General features: G+C 60.6%; 21 protein-coding genes. 12 read left to right on the top strand and 9 right to left on the bottom strand.

Going from position 1 to position 20,116, the window contains the following annotated elements:
- Positions 1 to 23: 23 nt before the first annotated feature.
- From ptsP to AABM55_RS23760, 6 genes are all read right to left on the bottom strand, one after another.
- Positions 24 to 2,540: a phosphoenolpyruvate--protein phosphotransferase gene (ptsP, locus tag AABM55_RS23785; RefSeq protein WP_347927924.1), complete on the bottom strand. Its 2,517-nt coding sequence runs from the start codon at positions 2,538 to 2,540 to the stop codon at positions 24 to 26.
- Positions 2,541 to 2,564: 24 nt separating this feature from the next.
- Positions 2,565 to 3,587: an SIS domain-containing protein gene (locus tag AABM55_RS23780; RefSeq protein WP_347927923.1), complete on the bottom strand. Its 1,023-nt coding sequence runs from the start codon at positions 3,585 to 3,587 to the stop codon at positions 2,565 to 2,567.
- Complete coding sequence (gene nagA / locus AABM55_RS23775) at positions 3,568 to 4,674, bottom strand: N-acetylglucosamine-6-phosphate deacetylase (protein WP_103315688.1); 1,107 nt, start codon at positions 4,672 to 4,674, stop codon at positions 3,568 to 3,570. The genes AABM55_RS23780 and nagA overlap by 20 nt, the downstream gene beginning before the upstream one ends.
- Before the next feature lie 49 nt (positions 4,675 to 4,723).
- On the bottom strand, positions 4,724 to 5,455 hold the full coding sequence (locus AABM55_RS23770; RefSeq protein WP_071551701.1) for a GntR family transcriptional regulator: 732 nt from the start codon (positions 5,453 to 5,455) through the stop codon (positions 4,724 to 4,726).
- Positions 5,456 to 5,898: 443 nt separating this feature from the next.
- The gene (locus AABM55_RS23765; protein WP_054593860.1) at positions 5,899 to 6,402 is read right to left on the bottom strand and encodes a murein L,D-transpeptidase family protein; all 504 of its coding nucleotides are present in this window, start codon (positions 6,400 to 6,402) and stop codon (positions 5,899 to 5,901) included.
- Positions 6,403 to 6,441: 39 nt separating this feature from the next.
- Positions 6,442 to 6,993 (bottom strand): NUDIX hydrolase, encoded by a 552-nt coding sequence (locus tag AABM55_RS23760; protein ID WP_054593859.1) that lies wholly within the window; start codon positions 6,991 to 6,993, stop codon positions 6,442 to 6,444.
- 148 nt (positions 6,994 to 7,141) lie between these two features.
- Between AABM55_RS23760 and AABM55_RS23755 the strand changes: the two genes are divergently transcribed.
- From AABM55_RS23755 to purT, 5 genes are all read left to right on the top strand, one after another.
- Positions 7,142 to 7,741, top strand: a complete 600-nt coding sequence (locus tag AABM55_RS23755) for a CoA pyrophosphatase (RefSeq protein WP_054593858.1) — start codon at positions 7,142 to 7,144, stop codon at positions 7,739 to 7,741.
- A 66-nt stretch (positions 7,742 to 7,807) separates the two neighbouring features.
- Entirely contained in the window at positions 7,808 to 8,332 is a 525-nt protein-coding gene (locus AABM55_RS23750) for a gamma carbonic anhydrase family protein (RefSeq protein WP_007936184.1), read from the top strand.
- On the top strand, positions 8,329 to 8,544 hold the full coding sequence (locus AABM55_RS23745; RefSeq protein ID WP_347927921.1) for a DUF1289 domain-containing protein: 216 nt from the start codon (positions 8,329 to 8,331) through the stop codon (positions 8,542 to 8,544). Before AABM55_RS23750 ends, AABM55_RS23745 begins: the two co-directional genes overlap by 4 nt.
- Positions 8,545 to 8,772: 228 nt before the next feature.
- The gene (locus AABM55_RS23740) at positions 8,773 to 9,240 is read left to right on the top strand and encodes a preQ0 transporter (RefSeq protein ID WP_347927920.1); all 468 of its coding nucleotides are present in this window, start codon (positions 8,773 to 8,775) and stop codon (positions 9,238 to 9,240) included.
- Between the two features lie 99 nt (positions 9,241 to 9,339).
- Complete coding sequence (purT, locus tag AABM55_RS23735; RefSeq protein ID WP_347927919.1) at positions 9,340 to 10,521, top strand: formate-dependent phosphoribosylglycinamide formyltransferase; 1,182 nt, start codon at positions 9,340 to 9,342, stop codon at positions 10,519 to 10,521.
- 102 nt (positions 10,522 to 10,623) lie between these two features.
- Here the strand turns inward: purT and AABM55_RS23730 are convergent, their stop codons facing one another.
- The 3 genes from AABM55_RS23730 to AABM55_RS23720 all read right to left on the bottom strand — a co-directional run bounded on the left by AABM55_RS23730 (position 10,624) and on the right by AABM55_RS23720 (position 14,102).
- Positions 10,624 to 11,940 carry an MFS transporter gene (locus tag AABM55_RS23730; RefSeq protein WP_054593854.1) on the bottom strand — a complete coding sequence of 439 codons (1,317 nt, stop codon included), beginning with the start codon at positions 11,938 to 11,940 and terminating at the stop codon, positions 10,624 to 10,626.
- 71 nt (positions 11,941 to 12,011) lie between these two features.
- Positions 12,012 to 13,277, bottom strand: a complete 1,266-nt coding sequence (locus tag AABM55_RS23725) for a transporter associated domain-containing protein (protein WP_347927918.1) — start codon at positions 13,275 to 13,277, stop codon at positions 12,012 to 12,014.
- Between the two features lie 12 nt (positions 13,278 to 13,289).
- A complete protein-coding gene (locus AABM55_RS23720; RefSeq protein ID WP_054593852.1) occupies positions 13,290 to 14,102 on the bottom strand; it encodes an inner membrane protein YpjD in 813 nt (270 codons plus the stop codon).
- 208 nt (positions 14,103 to 14,310) lie between these two features.
- Between AABM55_RS23720 and ffh the strand changes: the two genes are divergently transcribed.
- From ffh to AABM55_RS23685, 7 genes are all read left to right on the top strand, one after another.
- The gene (gene ffh, locus AABM55_RS23715; protein WP_019692014.1) at positions 14,311 to 15,687 is read left to right on the top strand and encodes a signal recognition particle protein; all 1,377 of its coding nucleotides are present in this window, start codon (positions 14,311 to 14,313) and stop codon (positions 15,685 to 15,687) included.
- 249 nt (positions 15,688 to 15,936) lie between these two features.
- Positions 15,937 to 16,188 carry a 30S ribosomal protein S16 gene (rpsP, locus tag AABM55_RS23710; RefSeq protein WP_003209587.1) on the top strand — a complete coding sequence of 84 codons (252 nt, stop codon included), beginning with the start codon at positions 15,937 to 15,939 and terminating at the stop codon, positions 16,186 to 16,188.
- A 5-nt stretch (positions 16,189 to 16,193) separates the two neighbouring features.
- Positions 16,194 to 16,733 carry a ribosome maturation factor RimM gene (rimM, locus tag AABM55_RS23705; RefSeq protein ID WP_054593851.1) on the top strand — a complete coding sequence of 180 codons (540 nt, stop codon included), beginning with the start codon at positions 16,194 to 16,196 and terminating at the stop codon, positions 16,731 to 16,733.
- Between the two features lie 2 nt (positions 16,734 to 16,735).
- Entirely contained in the window at positions 16,736 to 17,488 is a 753-nt protein-coding gene (gene trmD, locus AABM55_RS23700; protein ID WP_019692017.1) for a tRNA (guanosine(37)-N1)-methyltransferase TrmD, read from the top strand.
- A 45-nt stretch (positions 17,489 to 17,533) separates the two neighbouring features.
- Positions 17,534 to 17,884: a 50S ribosomal protein L19 gene (gene rplS / locus AABM55_RS23695; protein WP_054593850.1), complete on the top strand. Its 351-nt coding sequence runs from the start codon at positions 17,534 to 17,536 to the stop codon at positions 17,882 to 17,884.
- 145 nt (positions 17,885 to 18,029) lie between these two features.
- On the top strand, positions 18,030 to 18,926 hold the full coding sequence (xerD, locus tag AABM55_RS23690) for a site-specific tyrosine recombinase XerD (protein WP_347927917.1): 897 nt from the start codon (positions 18,030 to 18,032) through the stop codon (positions 18,924 to 18,926).
- Positions 18,927 to 19,257: 331 nt separating this feature from the next.
- Positions 19,258 to 19,989 (top strand): DsbC family protein, encoded by a 732-nt coding sequence (locus AABM55_RS23685; protein ID WP_347927916.1) that lies wholly within the window; start codon positions 19,258 to 19,260, stop codon positions 19,987 to 19,989.
- Positions 19,990 to 20,116 lie beyond the last annotated feature (127 nt).

Raw genomic sequence — 20,116 nt, 5'->3', positions numbered from 1 at the left:
ATCTCCCTGTGTTCTTGTTGTTTTTAGCTCAGAGGCCAATGTTGATGACAGGCGTGACGCACCGCCGTGGCGCTGCTCAGGTTGAGCAGGGTGGCGCTGAAGCGTCGGCAGTCGGCGGCGTCCAGTTGGCGGACGCGTTCCTTGATTTCACCGACTTGCGGCGGGCTGACGGACAGCTCGCGGATACCCAGGCCAATCAGCACCGGGGTCGCCAGTGGATCGGAGGCCAGTGCACCGCAAACGCCGACCCAACGCTGATGCTTGGCGGCACCGATGCAGGTCTGGGCGATTAGCCGCAGCAGCGCCGGGTGCAGGGCATCGACCCGTGCGGCGAGACCGGCGTGGTCGCGGTCCATGGCCAGGGTGTATTGGGACAGGTCGTTGGTGCCGATGGACAGGAAGTCCGCGTGTTCCGCCAATTGCTCGGCGAGCAGCGCCGCGGCCGGGACTTCGATCATCACCCCCAGTTCTGGACGCTGCGTGAGCGCAAGCTCGGCGCACAAGGCATCGAGGCGTTGGCGGATGTACAGCAATTCGTCGACCTCGGTGACCATCGGCAGCAAAATCCGGCAGCGCTGCAACGGGCTGACTTGCAGCAGTGCGCGCAATTGTTGGTCGAGCAGCTCCGGGCGCACCTGGGCCATGCGGATGCCGCGCAGGCCGAGCACCGGGTTGGCTTCGGCCGGCAGCGGCAGGTAGTCGAGTTGTTTGTCGCCGCCGACGTCGATGGTACGGATGATCACTGACTTGTCGCCCATGGCATCCAGCACCGCTTGATAGGCCTGGCGTTGTTCCTGTTCATCCGGCGCGGTCTGGCGATCGACGAACAGAAACTCGGTGCGCAGCAGGCCAACGCCATCGGCGCCGCCTTTCAACGCATCAGCCGCCTCATTGCTGGAGGCCACGTTGGCCGCGACTTCGATCCGCAGACCATCACGGGTGTGTGCCGGGGTGTGGGCTTGCGCTTGTTGGTGTTCGCGGCGTTGCAGATGTTCACGCTGGGCTTGGGCGACTTGCTCCAGGCGTTGGCTGTCGGGCGTCAGCTCCAGGCGTCCACCATCGGCGTCCAGCACCACCGACTGGCCTTGCGGTAGATGGAGCAGTGAGGCGCTGAGGGCAACCAGGCACGGCAGGCCTTTGCCACGGGCAAGAATCGCCACGTGGGAGGTCGCGCCACCTTCGGCCATGCACAGCCCGGCGACGCCTTGCTGGCTCAGTTGCAGCAAATCGGAAGGGGTCAGTTCATGCGCGGCGACGATAGCGCCGGCCGGTACGTCGTAGTGCCAGTCCTGACCGAGCAAGGCGCGCAGTACCCGTTGCCTGAGGTCGCGCAGGTCGTTGGCGCGTTCGGCCAGCAGTGGGTTGCCGAGCTGTTGCAATACCTCGCATTGCACCTCGATTGACTGGCTCCAGGCGTGGGTGGCGGCGCTGCCCTGATCGATCGACTGGATGGCCGCTTCAAGCAGCGCCGGGTCTTCGAGCAGCGCCAGGTGGGCGGCGAAAATCTGTTCCTCTTCGGTGTGTTTGTGCTTTTTGGCGTGGGACAGCGTTTCGCGGATTTCGCTGCGAACCTGTTCCAGTGCACGGTCGAGGGCTTGCAGTTGTTCTTCGGCGTTATGCTTGCCGGTGTCTTCCGGTAGAGGGATGGCCGCCAGTTGGAACAGCGGGCCGCCGACCAGGCCCGGCGCTGCACAGACACCATTGAGCACGCCGGCTTCGGCGGTACGGGTACGCTGGGCAATCGGTGTCGGTGCGGTCGCGTGGCTGTCGTCGTTGACCGCCGTGGACAAGGCGTTCAACAAGGCTTGCAACGCCGCCTTGGCGTCCGCGCCCTTGCAACTGACTTGAACCTCGTCCTGCTCGCCAATCCCCAGGCCCATCAGTCCGATCAGGCTGTCGCACGACGCCGATTTACCGGCGAAATGCAGCTGCGATTTACTGTTGAACAGGTGCGCGGTCTGGCGGATCAGCGCCGCTGGTCGTGCATGCAGACCGCCGCGATGGATGATGCGAATGTGCCCGTGAACCTCGGCACCTGAGCTGTCTGCCTCGACCTGTGTGCTGTGGGTGGTTCTTGGCACGATGTGCAGCAACGGTTCGCCGACCTTGACCGATTTGAGGGTGATCGGCAGCACCTGGAAGTCTTCGCTGTTGGTCAGGACCAACAGGCTGACCAGGCTTTTACAGCCTTGCGCGACCTGGTCCAGATCAAAGCGCAGCAGTGCCTGGCCATTGCTGACGCGGGTGCCTTCCTTGACCAGCATCGAGAACCCTTCGCCTTGCAGCTCGACGGTGTCCAGGCCCAGGTGCAGCAACAGTTCGGCGCCATTGTCGGCGCGCAGGGTCACGGCATGGCCGGTGCGGGCGACATGCACCACCACCCCGGCACACGGTGCGTGCAGGGTGTTGTTCAGCGGGTCGATGGCGATCCCGTCGCCCATGGCGCCGCTGGCGAACACCGGGTCCGGAACCTTGGCAAGCGTGAGCACCGGGCCGCTGAGCGGGGCGCTGAGGGTCAGGTCTTTATTGTTGTTATGCATGGCGCGGTACTCGATTCGGGCGTGTTAGTGGGTGCGGGTCACTTTGCTCAAGTGACGCGGCTGGTCCGGGTCCATGCCACGGGCGACCGCGAGGCCGGCCGCCATGACGTAGAAACTCTGGATGGCGAGAATCGGGTCCAGCGCCGCGTGCTCGGCGCGGCTCAGCGTCAGGTCGCGTTCGCTGACGTCATCCGGGGCGGCCAGCAATACGCGGGCACCACGTTGACGCATCTCGGCTGCGAGGCTCAGCAAGCCAGCCTGTTCGGCGCCGCGCGGGGCGAACACCAGCAGGGGGTAGTTATCGTCGATCAGTGCCATTGGCCCGTGTTTGACTTCGGCGCTGCTGAAGGCTTCGGCCTGGATCGCCGAGGTTTCCTTGAGTTTCAGTGCCGCTTCCTGGGCGATGGCAAACCCTGCGCCGCGACCAATCACCATCAAGCGTTGGCAGTCACGCAGTACGTCGACCGCCAGGCTCCAGTCCTGCGTGGCGGCGTCGCGCAATCCTTCTGGCAACGCGAGGCCGGCTTGCAGCAACTCGGCGTCCTGCTTCCAGTGGGCGATCAGCCGCGCGCTGGCGCTGAGGGTGGCGATGAAACTTTTGGTCGCGGCGACGCTGCTTTCGGTACCGGCGCACAGCGGCAGGCTGAATTCACAGGCGGCCTCCAGTGGCGAGTTCTCGGCATTGACCATCGAAATGCTCAGGGCGCCACGTTTGCGCAGCAGACGCAGGCTGTTGACCAGATCCGGACTTTGCCCGGACTGCGAGAACGCGAATACCGCCTGACCGCTGACCTTCAGCGGCGCTTGCTGCATGGTCACCACCGACATCGGCAGCGATGCCACCGGAATACCCACGTGCTGCATGGTCAGGTAGGCGAAGTAGCTGGCGGCGTGATCGGAACTGCCGCGTGCAACCGTCATCGCCACTTGCGGCGGCTGACGGTTCAGGCGTCCGGCGATCTCGATCATCTGCGGATCCAGTTGCTGCAACTGAGCGTCGACGGCCTTGTACGAGGACAGCGCCTCTTCAAGCATTTTTGAAGTCAATGTCTTCTCCTTCGACCGTTACGGCGGTCAGTGTGAGTGAGCGATCCAGACGCACGCAGTCAGCCCAGGCGCCGGGTTGCAGGCGGCCGCGCTCATGGATGCCGAGATAATCGGCAGGGAATTGCGACAGCCGTTGCGAGGCCTCGGCCAGTGGCAGGCCGATCTTCACCAGGTTGCGCAGCGCCTGATCCATGGTCAGAGTGCTGCCGGCCAGCGTGCCGTCAGGCAGGCGCACGCCGCCCAGGCATTTGGTCACGGTGTGGCTGCCGAGCTTGTATTCGCCGTCCGGCATGCCGGCAGCGGCGGTGGAATCGGTGACGCAATACAGGCACGGGATCGAGCGCAGGGCTACGCGGATGGCGCCGGGATGCACGTGCAGCAGGTCGGGAATCAGTTCCGCGTATTTGGCGTGAGCCAGTGCCGCGCCGACGATTCCCGGTTCGCGGTGATGCAGCGGGCTCATGGCGTTATAAAGGTGGGTGAAACTGCTGGCGCCGGCCTCCAGCGCCGCGACGCCTTCTTCGTAGCTGCCCAGGGTGTGGCCGATCTGCATGCGAATGCCGCGGTCGCTGAGGGCGCGAATCAGTTTGTCGTGACCGGCGATTTCCGGGGCAATGGTGATCACCCGGATCGGCGCCAGCGCCAGGTAGGCTTCGACTTCGGCCATCAGCGCGGTGTGGGCAAAGTTCGGTTGTGCACCGAGTTTTCCAGGGTTGATGTACGGTCCTTCGAGGTGCACGCCGAGTACCCGGGCGCAGCCTTTCGGGCGCTGTTCGCAGAACTCGCCGACCTCGGCCAGCACCCGGGAAATTTCTTCCGGTGGCGCGGTCATGGTGGTGGCCAGCAGCGAGGTGGTGCCGAAACGCACGTGGGTTTTGGTGATGGTGTCGAAGGCCGGCGTGCCTTCCATGATGTCCTTGCCGCCACCGCCGTGGACGTGCAGGTCGATGAAACCCGGCAGCAGGTAAGGCAGGTCGTTATCTGCCGGGTCGCAGAGCTGACCTTCGATGCGCACGATCTTGCCGTGTTCATGGATCAAGCGGCCGCGGATCCAGCCTTGGGCGGTGAGGATGTTGTCTTCGGACATCAGTGCTTCTTCGGACATCAGTAGTTCTCCGGCTTCAATGACACAGGGCTCAGCGACGCAGCTCTGCGACAAAGTCGTAGTAGTCGTTGCGGCAATAGGTGTCGGTGACTTCGATCGGGGTGTTGTCTTCGAGGTAACCGACCCGGGTCATCAGCAGCATGGCGGTGCCGGGGGCGATGCCGACCAGCGCGGCGAATTCGTCCGAGGCGTTGATCGCCTGAATGTGTTGCAGGGCGCGCACCACCGGTTTGCCGATGCCGTCGAGGTATTCGTAAAGCGAATCACCGACCGCTTGTGGCTGGGCGATGATCGAGGCGGGCAGGGTGCTCATCTCGATGGCCATCACGGTGTCGTCGGCTTTACGCAGTCGCTTGAGGCGCGCGACCTTGTCGTAGGGCGAGAGCGCAAGGCGGATCAGTTCTTCGTGAGTCGGCTGGGTGATTTCGCGCTCCAGCCATTGCGAACTCGGCACGAAACCTTTGAGGCGGAGCATTTCGCTGAAGCCGGACAGCCGGGACAGCGGTTGCTCGAGGCGCGGAGTGATGAAGGTGCCGGAGCCTTGGCTGCGCCGGATCAAGCCTTGTTCGAACAGCACTTCCAGCGCCTTGCGGGCGGTCACGCGGGAGATGTTCAGCATTTCGCTGAGGTTGCGTTCCGACGGCAATGCCTGCTCGGCTTTCCACTGGCCGGCATGAATCGCCGCTTCCAGGTTGCGCGCCAGTTGCAGGTACAACGGCGTTGGCTGGGTGTCGTCAGGGCGCAGGGCCAGGATGTGGTTCATGGGTGTAGGTCCGATGGGGAGAGTGGAGTGTTGTTGCCCCGGTCATGGCGCAAAACTAATACCACTTAAATACCATGTCAACGCCAGTGGTCCACTAGGGGCGAGCGAATAAGCGCTGCGCTGGAGGGCGCGGCGGTATTGGGTTTTAAGTGGTATTAGGGGAGGGGGGTGTGGCAGTAGAAATCGCAGTCTGCGTCAGTGCCTGTGGTGTGAAGTGGTATTCACGCGAGGGGCTGGTGACGGTGACAATTTTTTTAATATATTTTCAATCTTTCAGGCACAACGGCCCTTGTGGCGAGGGAGCTTGCTCCCGCTGGAGCGCGAAGCGGTCCTGATGTCGGTTGTCGAGATTTATCAGGTAAACCGGTTTGCAAGGTTTGGGGCCGCTTCGCAGCCCAGCGGGAGCAAGCTCCCTCGCCACAAGGTATTGGGGTGTTTGAGGACTATGGGCGGATTTCGATCATCGTACCGTCTTTGACCAGACCCCAGACTTCGCGCATGTCGACGTTGCGCATGCCAATGCAGCCGTCGGTCCAGTCCAGGGTGTGGAACAGCTCTTCAGGGTTTTCTTCAGTGTCCGGGGTGCCATGGATCATGATCATGCCACCGGGCTGCACACCTTCGCGGCGCGAGCGGACGGAATCGCTGATGTTCGGGTAGGAAATGTGCATGGCCAGGTTGAAGCGGTCGCTGACCTTGCGCCAGTCCAGCCAATACAAACCTTCTGGAGTGCGTCGATCACCCTCCATCAGTTTCGGGCCCTTGGGGTTTTTGCCCAGCGAGATGCGATAGGTCCGCAGTGGCTTGCCATCATTGATCAGCTGCAACTGATGGGCAGATTTGAGCACCAACACTTTTTCAATGATTTTGCCGTCCAGGGTCTCCGTGGTGGCAGCGTGGGAAACCATGACAAACGACAGGCAGAAAGCGGCAAGCAACCAGCGCATTAAAACGATATCCCTGAGAGTACGGCGTATTTTTATAGTTTAAATGATCGCAGGCTGAGCAAGCGGAGGAATTGATTCGGAACGCACAGGAAAATGTTCTACCCGGCGGTCAGCGAAGAAGCATTCTAGGGTACGGCCGACCGTGCGGAAAGCCAGCTCCGACCACGGGATGTCGGCTTCATCGAAAAGCCTGACTTCCAGGCTTTCTTCGCCCGCGGCAAAGTCCAGGTCCGTCAGTTCAGCACGAAAGAATACGTGCACCTGGCTGATGTGCGGCACATCGATCAGCGTATAGATGTTCAGGTTGCGCACCCGTGCACACGCTTCTTCGGCGGTTTCGCGAATGGCTGCCTGTTCGATGGTTTCACCGTTTTCCATGAAACCGGCCGGCAAGGTCCAATAACCGCGGCGCGGCTCGATGGCGCGCCGGCATAACAACACCTGAGTACCCCAGATTGGCAGGCAGCCGGCGACAATATTCGGGTTCTGATAATGAATGGTCTGGCACTGGTCGCAGACGTACCGCAGGCGCGAGTCGCCTTCAGGAATGCGTTGGGTGACCGGGTTACCGCACTGGCTGCAGAATTTCATGCTGGGCTTCCGAAAATGCTACGCCTATCTTGGCGTGCGGTGGTGTCTGTCGGCAAGTTGTCGTTTAGCGACATGCCATGGTTCGGGGGGTTGGGCGGTCGATGTGTTTGGTGCATGATGCAAGGTAGCTAACAAATCGAGAGCACTCATGCTGGACGAGCTACTGCATCGGGTAAGCAACCACACGCCGCGCACGCTGGAAACCGACCTGCGTTTTCCGGAGGCCGCGGTCCTGGTGCCTATCACCCGCAGTGATGAACCGGAGCTGGTTCTGACCCTGCGTGCCAGCGGGCTCTCGACCCACGGCGGTGAAGTGGCCTTCCCCGGCGGGCGACGCGATCCGGAAGACCCGGACCTGATTTTCACCGCATTGCGCGAAGCCGAAGAAGAAATCGGCCTGCCACCCGGTCTGGTGGAAGTCATCGGCCCGTTGAGTCCGTTGATCTCCCTGCACGGGATCAAGGTCACGCCTTACGTCGGGGTGATTCCGGACTTCGTCGAGTACCGGGCCAACGATGCTGAAATTGCCGCAGTGTTCAGCGTACCGCTGGAGTTCTTCCGCAAGGACCCGCGTGAACACACGCACCGCATCGATTATCAGGGCCGCAGCTGGTATGTGCCGAGCTACCGTTTCGGCGAATACAAAATCTGGGGCCTGACCGCAATCATGATCGTCGAGCTGATCAACCTGCTCTATGACGCGCAGATCAGCCTGCATCAACCACCGAAAAACTTTATCAATATCTGAAACCGTCGCGCGTATGGCGTGAAGCCTGCTTTGCAAGTGAGCCTGCCTGGCCTTGAGGACAATAAGATGAAATACCGCCTGGGCGACGCCCGCGTCGAAACTCACCCGCAGAGCTGGGTCGCACCTAACGCCGTGCTGGTGGGCAAGGTCAAACTGGAAGAGGGCGCCAACGTCTGGTTCAACGCCGTGTTGCGCGGCGACAACGAGCTGATCCTGATCGGCAAGAACAGTAATGTGCAGGATGGCACGGTGATGCACACCGACATGGGCTACCCGCTGACTATCGGCACCGGAGTAACCATTGGTCATAACGCCATGTTACACGGCTGCACGGTGGGCGATTACAGCCTGATCGGCATCAACGCGGTGATCCTCAACGGCGCGAAAATCGGCAAGAACTGCATCATCGGCGCCAACTCGCTGATCGGCGAAGGCAAGGAAATTCCTGACGGTTCGCTGGTCATGGGCTCGCCGGGCAAAGTAGTACGTGAACTGACCGAGCCGCAGAAAAAAATGCTCGAAGCCAGTGCCGCCCACTATGTGCATAACTCGCAGCGCTATGCCCGCGATCTGGTCGAGCAGGAACAATGAGCGACAACGAAAAACCTGTACGCTCACCGTGCGTGAACATTTGCGCACTGGACGAGGACGATATCTGCACCGGCTGCCAACGCACGGTGGAGGAGATTACCCGCTGGAGCCGCATGGACAACGACGAACGCCGCAAGGTGCTGGGGTTGTGTCATGAGCGAGCGAAGTCGAGCGGGGTGCTTTGGATGTTGCCTTCCAAGTCCAGTACCTGAACCGGGCGGACCTAGTGAGCCTTGTGGGCATTTGTGGCGAGGGAGCTTGCTCCCGTTGGGCTGCGAAGCGGCCCCAAACCTACTGATGAACTCTATCTCACACACCGCATGCTCTGATTTCAGGGCCGCTTCGCTTCCTGAGCGGGAGCAAGCTCCCTCGCCACAGGTTATCCATGCATCGAAGATGAAGTACCCTGTGCACAAAATTGACAGGTATCCCCGCGCGCCATGTTCTTCCTGATCGCTTACATCAGCAGTGTCGTGCTGATCAACTACGCCTTTTCCACCGCCCCGCACCTGGACATCATCTGGTCAGCCTGGGGTGGTCTGATATTTGTGCTGCGCGACATGGTGCAAACCCGTTTCGGTCATGGCGCGCTCGTCGCGATGCTGGCGGCGCTGGTTCTGTCCTACCTCACCTCCGATCCGTCCATCGCCTTGGCCAGCGCCATTGCCTTCGCCGTTTCGGAGTGCATTGACTGGCTGGTCTTCAGCATTACCAAGCGTCCGTTGCACGACCGTCTGTGGATAAGTTCGGCGCTGAGCATTCCGCTGGATACCTTCATCTTCTTCGGCATGATCGATGCCCTGACGCCGGGCGTGATCCTCACCGCCCTGGGCTCGAAATTCGCCGGCGTGACCATCGTCTGGCTGGCCATGGCCTGGCGTTTGCGCAAGAACGCGCTGGCAAGCTGAGCCAAACCCTCAGGTTCATGTAAAATGCCGCGCTTTCTCCCTAAGGGATGCGCGCCTGGCGCCGCATCCCTCGATGATCCGCTCCTTTGAGGACCTGAGATGACCCGTATCGGAACTCCATTGTCGCCAACCGCGACCCGCGTATTGATGTGTGGCTGTGGTGAGTTGGGCAAGGAAGTGGTGATCGAACTGCAACGCCTGGGCGTTGAAGTGATTGCCGTGGATCGTTACGCCAACGCGCCGGCGATGCAGGTGGCGCATCGCAGCCACGTGATCAACATGCTCGACGGCGCGGCCCTGCGTGCCGTGATCGAAGCCGAGAAGCCGCACTTTATCGTGCCGGAAATCGAAGCCATCGCCACCGCCACGCTGGTTGAGCTGGAAGCCGAAGGCTTCACCGTGATCCCGACCGCTCGCGCCGCGCAGTTGACCATGAACCGTGAAGGCATCCGTCGTCTGGCGGCTGAAGAGCTGGACCTGCCGACCTCGCCATACCACTTCGCCGATACCTTCGAAGACTACCGCAAGGCGGTCGAGGACCTGGGCTTCCCGTGCGTGGTCAAGCCGGTCATGAGCTCCTCGGGCAAAGGCCAGAGCCTGCTGCGTAGCGTCGATGACGTGCAGAAAGCCTGGGATTACGCGCAGGAAGGTGGTCGTGCCGGTAAAGGTCGGGTGATCATCGAAGGCTTCATCGACTTCGACTACGAAATCACCTTGCTCACCGTTCGCCACATCGGCGGCACCACATTCTGTGCACCGGTCGGCCATCGTCAGGAGAAGGGCGACTATCAAGAATCCTGGCAGCCGCAAGCGATGAGCCCGATTGCGCTGGCGGAGTCCGAGCGCGTGGCCAAAGCCGTGACCGAGGCCCTGGGTGGCCGTGGTCTGTTTGGCGTTGAGCTGTTCATCAAGGGTGATCAGGTGTGGTTCAGCGAAGTTTCTCCGCGCCCGCACGACACCGGTCTGGTGACCCTGATTTCTCAGGACCTGTCGCAGTTCGCCTTGCATGCACGGGCGATTCTCGGCTTGCCGATCCCGTTGATCCGTCAGTTCGGCCCATCGGCGTCGGCAGTGATTCTGGTGGAAGGGCAGTCGACCCAGACCGCTTTCGCCAATCTGGGTGCCGCACTGGCCGAGCCGGATACGGCACTGCGCCTGTTTGGCAAGCCGGAAGTCAACGGTCAGCGCCGCATGGGCGTTGCCCTGGCGCGTGACGAGTCGATCGAGGCCGCCCGCGCCAAAGCGACCCGTGCCTCGCAAGCCGTCGTTGTAGAGCTCTAAAAGCATCGCGGGCAAGCCTTGCTCCTACAGGATTGGGTCAATGCACAATGGTGTGTTCGACATGTATCCGTAGGAGCAAGGCTTGCCCGCGATGACGATCTATCAGGCAACCTGATTCAGGTCGTTATGCCGCGTCTCTTTCAGGCACAGCACCGCGATCAGGCTGATCACCGCTGCCGCTGACACATACCCGCCAACCCAACTCAATCCACCCATCGCCACCAGCTTCTGCGCGAAGAACGGTGCCGCCGAAGCGCCAACAATGCCGCCCAGGTTGTAGGCCGCCGACGCGCCGGTATAACGCACGCGGGTGGGGAACAGCTCTGGCAGCAGCGCGCCCATCGGGGCGAACGTCACGCCCATCAGAAACAGCTCGATGCACAGGAACAGCGCCACGCCCCAGGTCGTGCCGTGGGTCAGCAGCGGTTCCATAGTGAAGCCCGAGAGAATCGCCAGCACGCCACCGATGATCAGCACCGGTTTGCGCCCGAAACGGTCACTGGCCCAGGCCGACAGTGGTGTGGCTGCAGCCATGAACAGCACGGCGAAGCACAGCAGGCCGAGAAAGGTTTCGCGGCTGTAACCCAGGGTCGAAACACCGTAACTCAGGGAAAACACCGTCGAGATGTAAAACAGCGCGTAGCAGACGACCATCGCCGCCGCACCCAACAGCATCGGCGCCCAGTATTGGCTGAACAGCTCGACCAGCGGGATCTTCACCCGTTCCTGACGCGCCATCGCGTTGGCGAAGACCGGTGTTTCATGCAGTTTCAGACGCACGTACAGGCCGACCATCACCAGCACGGCGCTGAGCAGGAACGGAATCCGCCAGCCCCAGGAGCGAAACTGCTCGTCGTTCAGGGTCATCGCCAGGGTCAGGAACAGCCCGTTCGCCGCGAGAAAACCGATAGAAGGGCCGAGTTGCGGGAACATGCCGAACCAGGCGCGTTTGCCCTTTGGTGCGTTTTCGGTGGCGAGCAACGCTGCACCGCCCCATTCGCCGCCCAGTCCAAGGCCTTGGCCGAAGCGCAATACGCAAAGCAGGATCGGTGCCCAGGCGCCAATGCTCTCGTAACCCGGCAGCACGCCGATCAGCGTGGTGCACACGCCCATCAGCAACAAGGATGCGACCAGGGTGGATTTGCGCCCGATACGGTCGCCGAAGTGGCCGAACAGCGCCGAGCCCAAGGGGCGGGCCAGGAACGCGATACCGAAGGTCAGGAAGGCCGAAAGCATCTGGGCGGTGCCAGAGGTCTGCGGAAAGAACACCGGGCCGATCACCAGTGCGGCGGCGGTGGCGTAGACGTAGAAGTCGTAGAACTCGATGGCGGTGCCAATGAAACTGGCCGTTGCGACCCGCGTGGTGGAGTTCGTCGGTTGGGCAGGCACAGCGTCGCTGTAAGTGGTGCTGGTAGTCATGCGGTAATCCCTGACAGTCATGTGCTCCGGTGGAGCGAATTATTATGGTCGAACACCCAGGGATGTGGGTTTTACAGCGGTTTCGCTGCCGAACGAAGGCTTGTGGCCTCGCCAGCGGCTACGTGCCAGATCAATACCCGGCTGACACGGTTGTCTTCGGTTTCGAGGATTTCCAGGCGATAACGCCCGATTTTCAGGCACACCGCGCTGTCGGGAATGGTTTCCAGCGCTTCGGTGACCAGCCCGTTGAGGGTTTTCGGGCCGTCGCTCGGCAGGTGCCAGCCGAGGCTCTTGTTCAGCTCACGAATCGAGGCCGCGCCCTCGATCACCAATCGGCCGTCGGCCTGCGGGTGAATGTGCGGGTTGTCGAGGCTGTGCTGGCTTTCGAATTCGCCGACGATTTCTTCGAGAATGTCTTCCAGGGTGACGATGCCTTCTACTTCACCGTATTCGTCGACCACCATGCCCAAGCGGCGCTGCTGCTTGTGAAAGTTCAGCAATTGCAGTTGCAGCGGGGTGCTTTCCGGGACGAAGTAAGGTTCGTGGCACGCCGCCAGCAAGGCTTCTTTGGTCAGGCTGGCGTCGGGCAGCAAATGGCGGATCTGTCGGGTATTGAGTACCGCTTCGACCTGGTTGATATCGCTGTGAAACACCGGCAGGCGCGTGCGTTTGTTAGCGCGCAGCTGTTCGATGATTTCCTCTATCGAATCGTCCAGATTGATCCCGTCGACTTCGCTGCGCGGCACCAGAATGTCGTTGACGGTGATGTTATCCAGCGCATGAATGCCCGACAGCGCGTGTGGGCGGCAGGTCGGGTGTTCGTGGTCGGTGCCGTCGTTCTGCGGGGCCGGTGGTTCGTCTTCGCTTTGCTGGACGACCTTGATCTTGCGTGCGAACGGCTTGAGCAGCAATTGGCTGATGCCGCCGAGCAGCCAGGCGGCCGGGTAAATTATTTTCAGCGGCACGCCGAGCAGGGTGTTGCCCAGCGCCAGAATGGTGTCCGGATAACGGCTGGCGAGGGTGCGTGGCAGGTAATCGGCAAATACCAGTAACGCAGCAGTGGCGCTCAGGCAGGCGAGCCATGGGCCTTTTTCAGCCCAGCCGAAAATCGCCAGCAGCGTGCTGATGACTACTACCAGTGCGCGGCACAGGGTATTGCAGAAGATCAGGCTGTTGAGCGGGAAATTGAGTTTCGCCATCGGCTTGTCGCCAGAGCGCGAGGCGGTCCGCTGGGTCAATAGATGTTGCTGTGCGGCTTCGATGGCGGTGAACAGCCCTGACCACAAGATCAGCAGGGCTAGCACGGCGAGCAGCGGCCCTATGGGCAGGTTATCCATAACGAGCGCCCGTCAGATGTGCAGGATGAATTCGCGGACCAGCTTGCTGCCGAAATAGGCCAGCATCAGCAGGCAGAAACCGGCGAGGGTCCAGCGAATGGCCTTGTGGCCGCGCCAGCCAAGACGATTGCGGCCCCACAGCAACACGCTGAACACGATCCAGGCCAGGCATGCCAGCAGGGTTTTGTGCACCAGATGCTGGGCGAACAGGTTTTCGACGAACAGCCAGCCGGAGATCAGCGACAGCGACAGCAGGGTCCAGCCGGCCCAGAGGAAACCGAACAGCAGGCTTTCCATGGTTTGCAGCGGCGGGAAGTTCTTGATCAGCCCGGACGGGTGCTTGTGCTTGAGCTGGTGGTCCTGGACCAACAGCAGCAAGGCCTGGAACACCGCGATGGTGAACATGCCGTAGGCGAGGATCGACAGCAGGATATGCGCCAGAATCCCCGGTTCTTCGTCGATCACCTGCACCGTGCCCGAAGGCGCGAACTGCGCCAGCAGCACCGTGGTCATCCCCAGCGGGAACAACAACACCAGCAGGTTTTCCACCGGGATCCGTGAGCAGGCCAGCAGTGTCAGCGCGATAACGGCCGCGGCGATCAGGCTGGCGGCACTGAAAAAGTCCAGGCCCAGGCCAGTCGGCATCATCAGGTGGGTCAGGAGGCTCGCGCTGTGGGCCAGCACGGCAAGGATGCCGAGCGAGACCAGCAGGCGTTTGTTCGCCTTGGCGCCTTGGGCCAGACGAGTGCCTTGATAGAGAGTCGCAGCGGCGTATAAGCAGGCGGCGGCGAGGGTGCTGAGCAAACTGGGTGACAAAGGGAGCATAAATCCTGTTAGGCAAGCCCGAAAGAGGCTGAGTTTGGCATACAACCGACATGACACGAAAGACCACTCAACCAGACGGCGGGTGTGCGCCAGACGCAGTCTTCGCTATAATCCGCGACCTGCCCACGCCGCAGGCTCGCCGAGCACATGTTTTTCACGGTCTGGGCCGCCATTACCTCGGTCTCCATAGGGCCTGAAAGGATCGCGCATGTTTGAAAACTTAACCGACCGTCTCTCGCAGACGCTGCGCCATGTCACCGGCAAGGCCAAGCTGACCGAGGACAATATCAAAGACACCCTGCGCGAAGTGCGTATGGCGTTGCTCGAAGCCGACGTCGCCTTGCCGGTGGTCAAAGACTTCGTCAACTCGGTCAAGGAGCGCGCTGTCGGCACCGAGGTGTCGCGCAGCCTGACGCCGGGCCAGGCCTTCGTGAAGATCGTCCAGGCCGAACTCGAAAGCCTGATGGGCGCAGCCAACGAAGACTTGAACCTGAGCGCCGTGCCGCCAGCCGTCATTTTGATGGCTGGTCTGCAAGGTGCCGGTAAAACCACCACCGCTGGCAAACTGGCGCGCTTCCTTAAAGAGCGCAAGAAGAAGTCGGTCATGGTGGTGTCGGCGGACGTTTACCGCCCGGCCGCGATCAAGCAGCTGGAAACCCTGGCCAACGACATCGGCGTGACGTTCTTCCCGTCCGACCTGAGCCAGAAGCCGGTCGACATCGCCGAAGCGGCTATTAAAGAAGCCAGACTGAAATTCATCGACGTGGTCATCGTCGATACCGCCGGTCGCCTGCACATCGACGAAGAGATGATGGGCGAGATCAAGGCCCTGCACGCGGCGATCAAACCGGTCGAAACGCTGTTCGTGGTCGACGCCATGACCGGCCAGGACGCCGCCATCACGGCCAAGGCCTTTGGCGACGCGCTGCCGCTGACCGGTGTGATCCTGACCAAGGTCGACGGTGACGCCCGTGGCGGTGCCGCGCTGTCGGTACGTGCGATCACTGGCAAGCCGATCAAGTTCATCGGTATGGGCGAGAAGACCGAAGCCCTCGAACCGTTCCATCCAGAGCGTATTGCGTCGCGTATCCTCGGCATGGGCGACGTGCTCAGCCTGATCGAGCAGGCCGAAGCAACCCTCGACAAAGACAAGGCCGACAAACTGGCCAAAAAGCTGAAGAAGGGCAAAGGCTTCGACCTCGAAGACTTCCGCGATCAGCTGCAACAGATGAAGAACATGGGCGGCCTCGGCGGGCTCATGGACAAACTGCCGAACATCGGCGGAGTGAATCTGGCGCAAATGGGCAATGCCCAGGGTGCGGCAGAGAAGCAATTCAAGCAGATGGAAGCCATCATCAACTCCATGACCCCGGCCGAGCGCCGCGACCCTGAGCTGATCAGCGGTTCGCGCAAGCGTCGGATCGCCATGGGTTCCGGCACCCAGGTGCAGGACATCGGGCGCTTGATCAAGCAGCACAAGCAGATGCAGAAGATGATGAAGAAGTTCTCCGCCAAAGGCGGAATGGCGAAAATGATGCGCGGCATGGGCGGTATGTTGCCTGGCGGCGGCATGCCGAAAATGTAAAGAATTCGCGTCGGCATTCATGTCGGCGCGGCCCCACACGGACGTGGGACCCACAGCAAGCCCGCATTGGCGGGAGCTGACTCGCCGTTGTTCGCAACGGCTCTATAGCAAATCTGGATGGCACACTGACAGGTGCCGGAAAAAGACGTTTGCAAAAGTCCGGATATTCCTTAGAATATGCGGCCTTTCGGGCACCTATGCCCGCTGTGCATTTAGATTTGCAGCACCGACTACAGGAACTATGTTCACATGCTAACAATCCGTCTTGCCCTTGGCGGCTCCAAAAAGCGCCCGTTCTACCACTTGACCGTGACCGACAGCCGCAACCCACGCGACGGTTCGCACAAAGAACAAGTTGGTTTCTTCAACCCGATCGCTCGTGGTCAAGAAGTCCGCCTGTCCGTGAACCAAGAGCGCGTAGCCTACTGGCTGAGCGTTGGTGCACAACCTTCTGAGCGCGTTGCTCAGTTGCTGAAGGACGCTTCTAAGGCTGCGGCCTGAGCGATATGAACGCGACGCCAGCAATCGCTGATGATTTGATCGTTATCGGCAAGATTTATTCTATTCATGGCGTTCGCGGCGAAGTGAAGGTCTTTTCCTTTACTGATCCGATTGGAAACCTGTTGGACTACAAAACCTGGACGCTCAAGCGCGAAGGCGATGTACGGCAGGTAGAGCTGGTCAGCGGCCGCGTACAAGGCGGCAAGTTTCTGGTCACAAAGCTCAAAGGTCTCGATGACCGTGAAGAAGCTCGTCTTCTGGCCGGTTTTGAAATCTGCGTGCCGCGTAACCTGTTTCCTGATCTGACCGACGGCGAGTACTACTGGTACCAGCTGGAAGGTCTGAAGGTCATCGACCACCTCGGGCAATTGCTCGGGAAGATCGATCACCTGCTGGAGACTGGCTCGAACGATGTCATGGTGGTCAAGCCTTGCGCTGGCAGCCTGGATGATCGCGAACGCCTGTTGCCCTATACGGAGCAATGCGTGTTGGCCGTCGACCTCGCAGCAGGCGAGATGAAGGTGGATTGGGACGCGGACTTCTAAGCGTGGCTAACTTGCGCGTCGAAGTGATCAGTTTGTTTCCCGAGATGTTTTCCGCCATCAGCGACTACGGCATCACCAGTCGTGCGGTGAAACAGGGGCTCTTGCAGCTGACCTGTTGGAATCCGCGAGACTACACAACGGATCGACATCACACTGTGGATGATCGCCCATTTGGCGGTGGTCCGGGCATGGTGATGAAGATCAAGCCCCTGGAAGATGCTCTGGTTCAGGCCAAGGCAGCAGCCGGGGAGGCGGCGAAGGTAATTTACCTGTCGCCCCAAGGCCGTCAACTGACTCAGTCGGCGGTACGCGAGTTGGCGAATGAGGAAGCATTAATCCTGATTGCCGGCCGCTATGAAGGCATTGACGAGCGTTTTATTGACGCTCATGTCGATGAAGAGTGGTCGATTGGCGACTATGTACTGTCTGGCGGCGAGCTGCCGGCGATGGTCCTGATCGATGCGGTTACACGACTGCTGCCTGGAGCTTTAGGGCATGCGGACTCCGCCGAGGAAGATTCCTTTACGGATGGTTTGCTGGATTGCCCGCACTACACCCGACCTGAGGTGTATGCGGATCAGCGTGTTCCCGACGTGTTGCTGAGTGGCAATCACGCGCATATCCGGCGTTGGCGTTTACAGCAGTCCCTTGGTAGGACCTTTGAACGACGCGCCGATCTTCTGGAAAGCCGCTCGCTTTCTGGAGAAGAGAAGAAGCTGCTCGAGGAATACATCCGCGAGCGGGACGATAGTTAACAACGTATCGATGGTAGATCCGACGATTTACCTTAGGAGCACAGCATGACTAACAAAATCATCCTTGCACTCGAAGCAGAGCAGATGACCAAAGAGATCCCTACCTTTGCCCCGGGCGACACCATTGTCGTTCAGGTGAAAGTGAAGGAAGGCGACCGTTCGCGTCTGCAAGCGTTCGAAGGCGTAGTAATCGCCAAGCGTAACCGTGGTGTGAACAGTGCTTTCACTGTTCGTAAAATCTCCAACGGTGTTGGCGTAGAGCGTACTTTCCAGACCTACAGCCCGCAAATCGACAGCATGGCTGTCAAGCGTCGCGGTGACGTACGTAAAGCCAAGCTGTACTACCTGCGTGACCTGTCGGGTAAAGCAGCTCGCATCAAGGAAAAACTGGTTTAAGTCCAGCTTCCGATGCAGAAAAAAGCAGCCTACGGGCTGCTTTTTTGTTGCCCGTGATTTATTCCTCTCCCTGAAAGCGCAGTGGTTTCGCGAGCGACCATGCTATGAAAGACTGTTCGTTGTTATCTGTCTTGCTTGAGCCTTTATGCCTGCCATTGATCACCCACTGATAGACCAGTTTCTCGACGCCCTGTGGTTGGAGAAGGGCCTGTCCGATAACACCCGTGACGCCTATCGCAGCGACCTGGCCCTGTTCAACGGCTGGTTGCAGGAGAAGGGCCTGGAACTGCTCAATGCCGGGCGCGAGCTGATCCTCGATCATCTGGCCTGGCGCCTCGAGCAAAACTACAAGCCCCGGTCTACTGCGCGGTTTCTTTCGGGTGTGCGTGGGTTCTATCGCTATTTGCTGCGTGAAAAGCTGATTGCCGTCGACCCCACATTGCGCGTCGACATGCCGCAACTCGGCCGGCCATTGCCCAAGTCGTTGTCGGAAGCGGATGTGGAAGCCTTGCTCGCCGCACCGGACCTGAGCGAAGCGATCGGCCAGCGCGATCGCGCCATGCTGGAAGTGCTGTATGCCTGCGGCTTGCGGGTTACCGAGCTGATCAGCCTGACGCTGGAGCAGATCAATCTGCGCCAGGGCGTACTTCGCGTCATGGGCAAGGGCAGCAAGGAGCGACTGGTGCCGATGGGCGAGGAGGCGATTGTCTGGGTCGAGCGCTACCTGCGTGACGGGCGTAGCGAGTTGTTGGGCGGACGGCCCAGCGATGTGCTGTTTCCGAGCCTGCGTGGCGAGCAGATGACCCGCCAGACCTTCTGGCATCGCATCAAGCATCAGGCCAAAGTCGCCGGGATCGGCAAGTCCCTGTCGCCGCACACCTTGCGCCACGCCTTCGCCACGCATTTGCTCAACCACGGCGCCGATTTGCGGGTGGTGCAGATGTTGCTCGGCCATAGCGACCTCTCGACCACCCAGATCTACACCCACGTTGCGCGTGCCCGTTTGCAAGACCTGCACGCCAAACACCACCCACGCGGCTAGCGGAACACCGGTGGCAAGCGTGATTCTGTGGCGAGGGAGCTTGCTCCCGTTGGGGCGCGAAGCGGCCCCCAAGCCGGTCACCGCAGTTATTCCGGTAAGCCGCAGCAGCCGGTTTACGACTGCTGCGCCCGAGCGCGGACCGGCCGACGGGGGCAAGCCCCCTCGCCACAATGGTCGTCAGTCAGGTTTCGCATAGTGACTTGCGTCAGGCGCATTCGGCCACGCGGGCCTTATGTGGTAGGCTTTGCGGGTTTGCACGATGGGCGATTATGACCCGGTGTTTCAGTACCGGCGTTCTAGCCGACCCATTTGCCCGCCTTCAGGAGTTCTCATGCGTCTGACCCAGATTTTCGCCGCCGCAGCCATTGCGTTGGTCAGCACCTTTGCCATCGCCGATGATGCGGCTGATAAAGCCATTCGTAAAAGCCTGGAAACCCTCCAGCTCGACACCCCGATCGAGTCCATCAGTGCCAGTCCGCTGACCGGTCTCTATGAAGTCAAACTCAAGGGTAGCCGCGTGCTGTACGCGAGCGCCGACGGCCAGTACATCGTTCAGGGCTATGTGTTCCAGCTCAAGGACGGCAAACCGGTCAACCTGACCGAGAAGGCCGAGCGTCTGGGGATCTCCAAACTGATCAACGGCATTCCGGTTGCTGAAACCGTGGTTTACCCGGCGATTGGCGAAACCAAGACCCACATCACCGTATTCACCGACACCACTTGCCCGTACTGCCACAAATTGCACGCCGAAGTGCCTGCATTGAACAAAATGGGCATCGAAGTGCGTTATGTTGCTTTCCCGCGCCAGGGCCTCGGCTCGCCGGGTGATGAGCAACTGCAAGCCGTGTGGTGCTCTGCTGACAAAAAAGCGGCGATGGACAAAATGGTCGATGGCAAGGAAATCAAGGCTGCCAAGTGCGCCAACCCGGTTTCCAAGCAGTTCGCCCTGGGCCAGTCGATCGGCGTGAACGGTACACCGGCTATCGTTTTGGCCGATGGCCAAGTGATTCCGGGCTACCAGCCAGCACCACAAGTCGCCAAACTGGCGCTGAGTGCGAAATAATCCTGCGTCGTCACGGTAAGCCTTTGACGATCATGGAGCGGCGGCAGCAGTCGACGCTCCATTAATAGAGAGCCGCACGCTGTGCGGCTGTTTTCCACGGCCGACCTTGAGTCGGCCGTTTTATGGG

The sequence above is a fragment of the Pseudomonas helvetica genome (assembly GCF_039908645.1).
Lineage (GTDB): Bacteria > Pseudomonadota > Gammaproteobacteria > Pseudomonadales > Pseudomonadaceae > Aquipseudomonas > Aquipseudomonas helvetica.
The sequence above is the reverse complement of the archived record's forward strand: the minus strand, read 5'-3'. Positions and strand labels throughout refer to the sequence as shown.

Coding starts and splice junctions, on each gene's coding strand:
- AABM55_RS23720 (WP_054593852.1), bottom strand. CDS start 14,102: ATGCTCCCTTTGTCACCCAGTTTGCTCAGCACCCTCGCCGCCGCCTGC.
- AABM55_RS23725 (WP_347927918.1), bottom strand. CDS start 13,277: ATGGATAACCTGCCCATAGGGCCGCTGCTCGCCGTGCTAGCCCTGCTG.
- nagA (WP_103315688.1), bottom strand. CDS start 4,674: ATGTCCGAAGACAACATCCTCACCGCCCAAGGCTGGATCCGCGGCCGC.
- AABM55_RS23765 (WP_054593860.1), bottom strand. CDS start 6,402: ATGCGCTGGTTGCTTGCCGCTTTCTGCCTGTCGTTTGTCATGGTTTCC.
- rpsP (WP_003209587.1), top strand. CDS start 15,937: ATGCTAACAATCCGTCTTGCCCTTGGCGGCTCCAAAAAGCGCCCGTTC.
- AABM55_RS23760 (WP_054593859.1), bottom strand. CDS start 6,993: ATGAAATTCTGCAGCCAGTGCGGTAACCCGGTCACCCAACGCATTCCT.
- xerD (WP_347927917.1), top strand. CDS start 18,030: ATGCCTGCCATTGATCACCCACTGATAGACCAGTTTCTCGACGCCCTG.
- purT (WP_347927919.1), top strand. CDS start 9,340: ATGACCCGTATCGGAACTCCATTGTCGCCAACCGCGACCCGCGTATTG.
- ffh (WP_019692014.1), top strand. CDS start 14,311: ATGTTTGAAAACTTAACCGACCGTCTCTCGCAGACGCTGCGCCATGTC.
- AABM55_RS23740 (WP_347927920.1), top strand. CDS start 8,773: ATGTTCTTCCTGATCGCTTACATCAGCAGTGTCGTGCTGATCAACTAC.
- rimM (WP_054593851.1), top strand. CDS start 16,194: ATGAACGCGACGCCAGCAATCGCTGATGATTTGATCGTTATCGGCAAG.
- AABM55_RS23685 (WP_347927916.1), top strand. CDS start 19,258: ATGCGTCTGACCCAGATTTTCGCCGCCGCAGCCATTGCGTTGGTCAGC.
- rplS (WP_054593850.1), top strand. CDS start 17,534: ATGACTAACAAAATCATCCTTGCACTCGAAGCAGAGCAGATGACCAAA.
- AABM55_RS23755 (WP_054593858.1), top strand. CDS start 7,142: ATGCTGGACGAGCTACTGCATCGGGTAAGCAACCACACGCCGCGCACG.
- ptsP (WP_347927924.1), bottom strand. CDS start 2,540: ATGCATAACAACAATAAAGACCTGACCCTCAGCGCCCCGCTCAGCGGC.
- AABM55_RS23745 (WP_347927921.1), top strand. CDS start 8,329: ATGAGCGACAACGAAAAACCTGTACGCTCACCGTGCGTGAACATTTGC.
- AABM55_RS23730 (WP_054593854.1), bottom strand. CDS start 11,940: ATGACTACCAGCACCACTTACAGCGACGCTGTGCCTGCCCAACCGACG.
- AABM55_RS23770 (WP_071551701.1), bottom strand. CDS start 5,455: ATGAACCACATCCTGGCCCTGCGCCCTGACGACACCCAGCCAACGCCG.
- AABM55_RS23750 (WP_007936184.1), top strand. CDS start 7,808: ATGAAATACCGCCTGGGCGACGCCCGCGTCGAAACTCACCCGCAGAGC.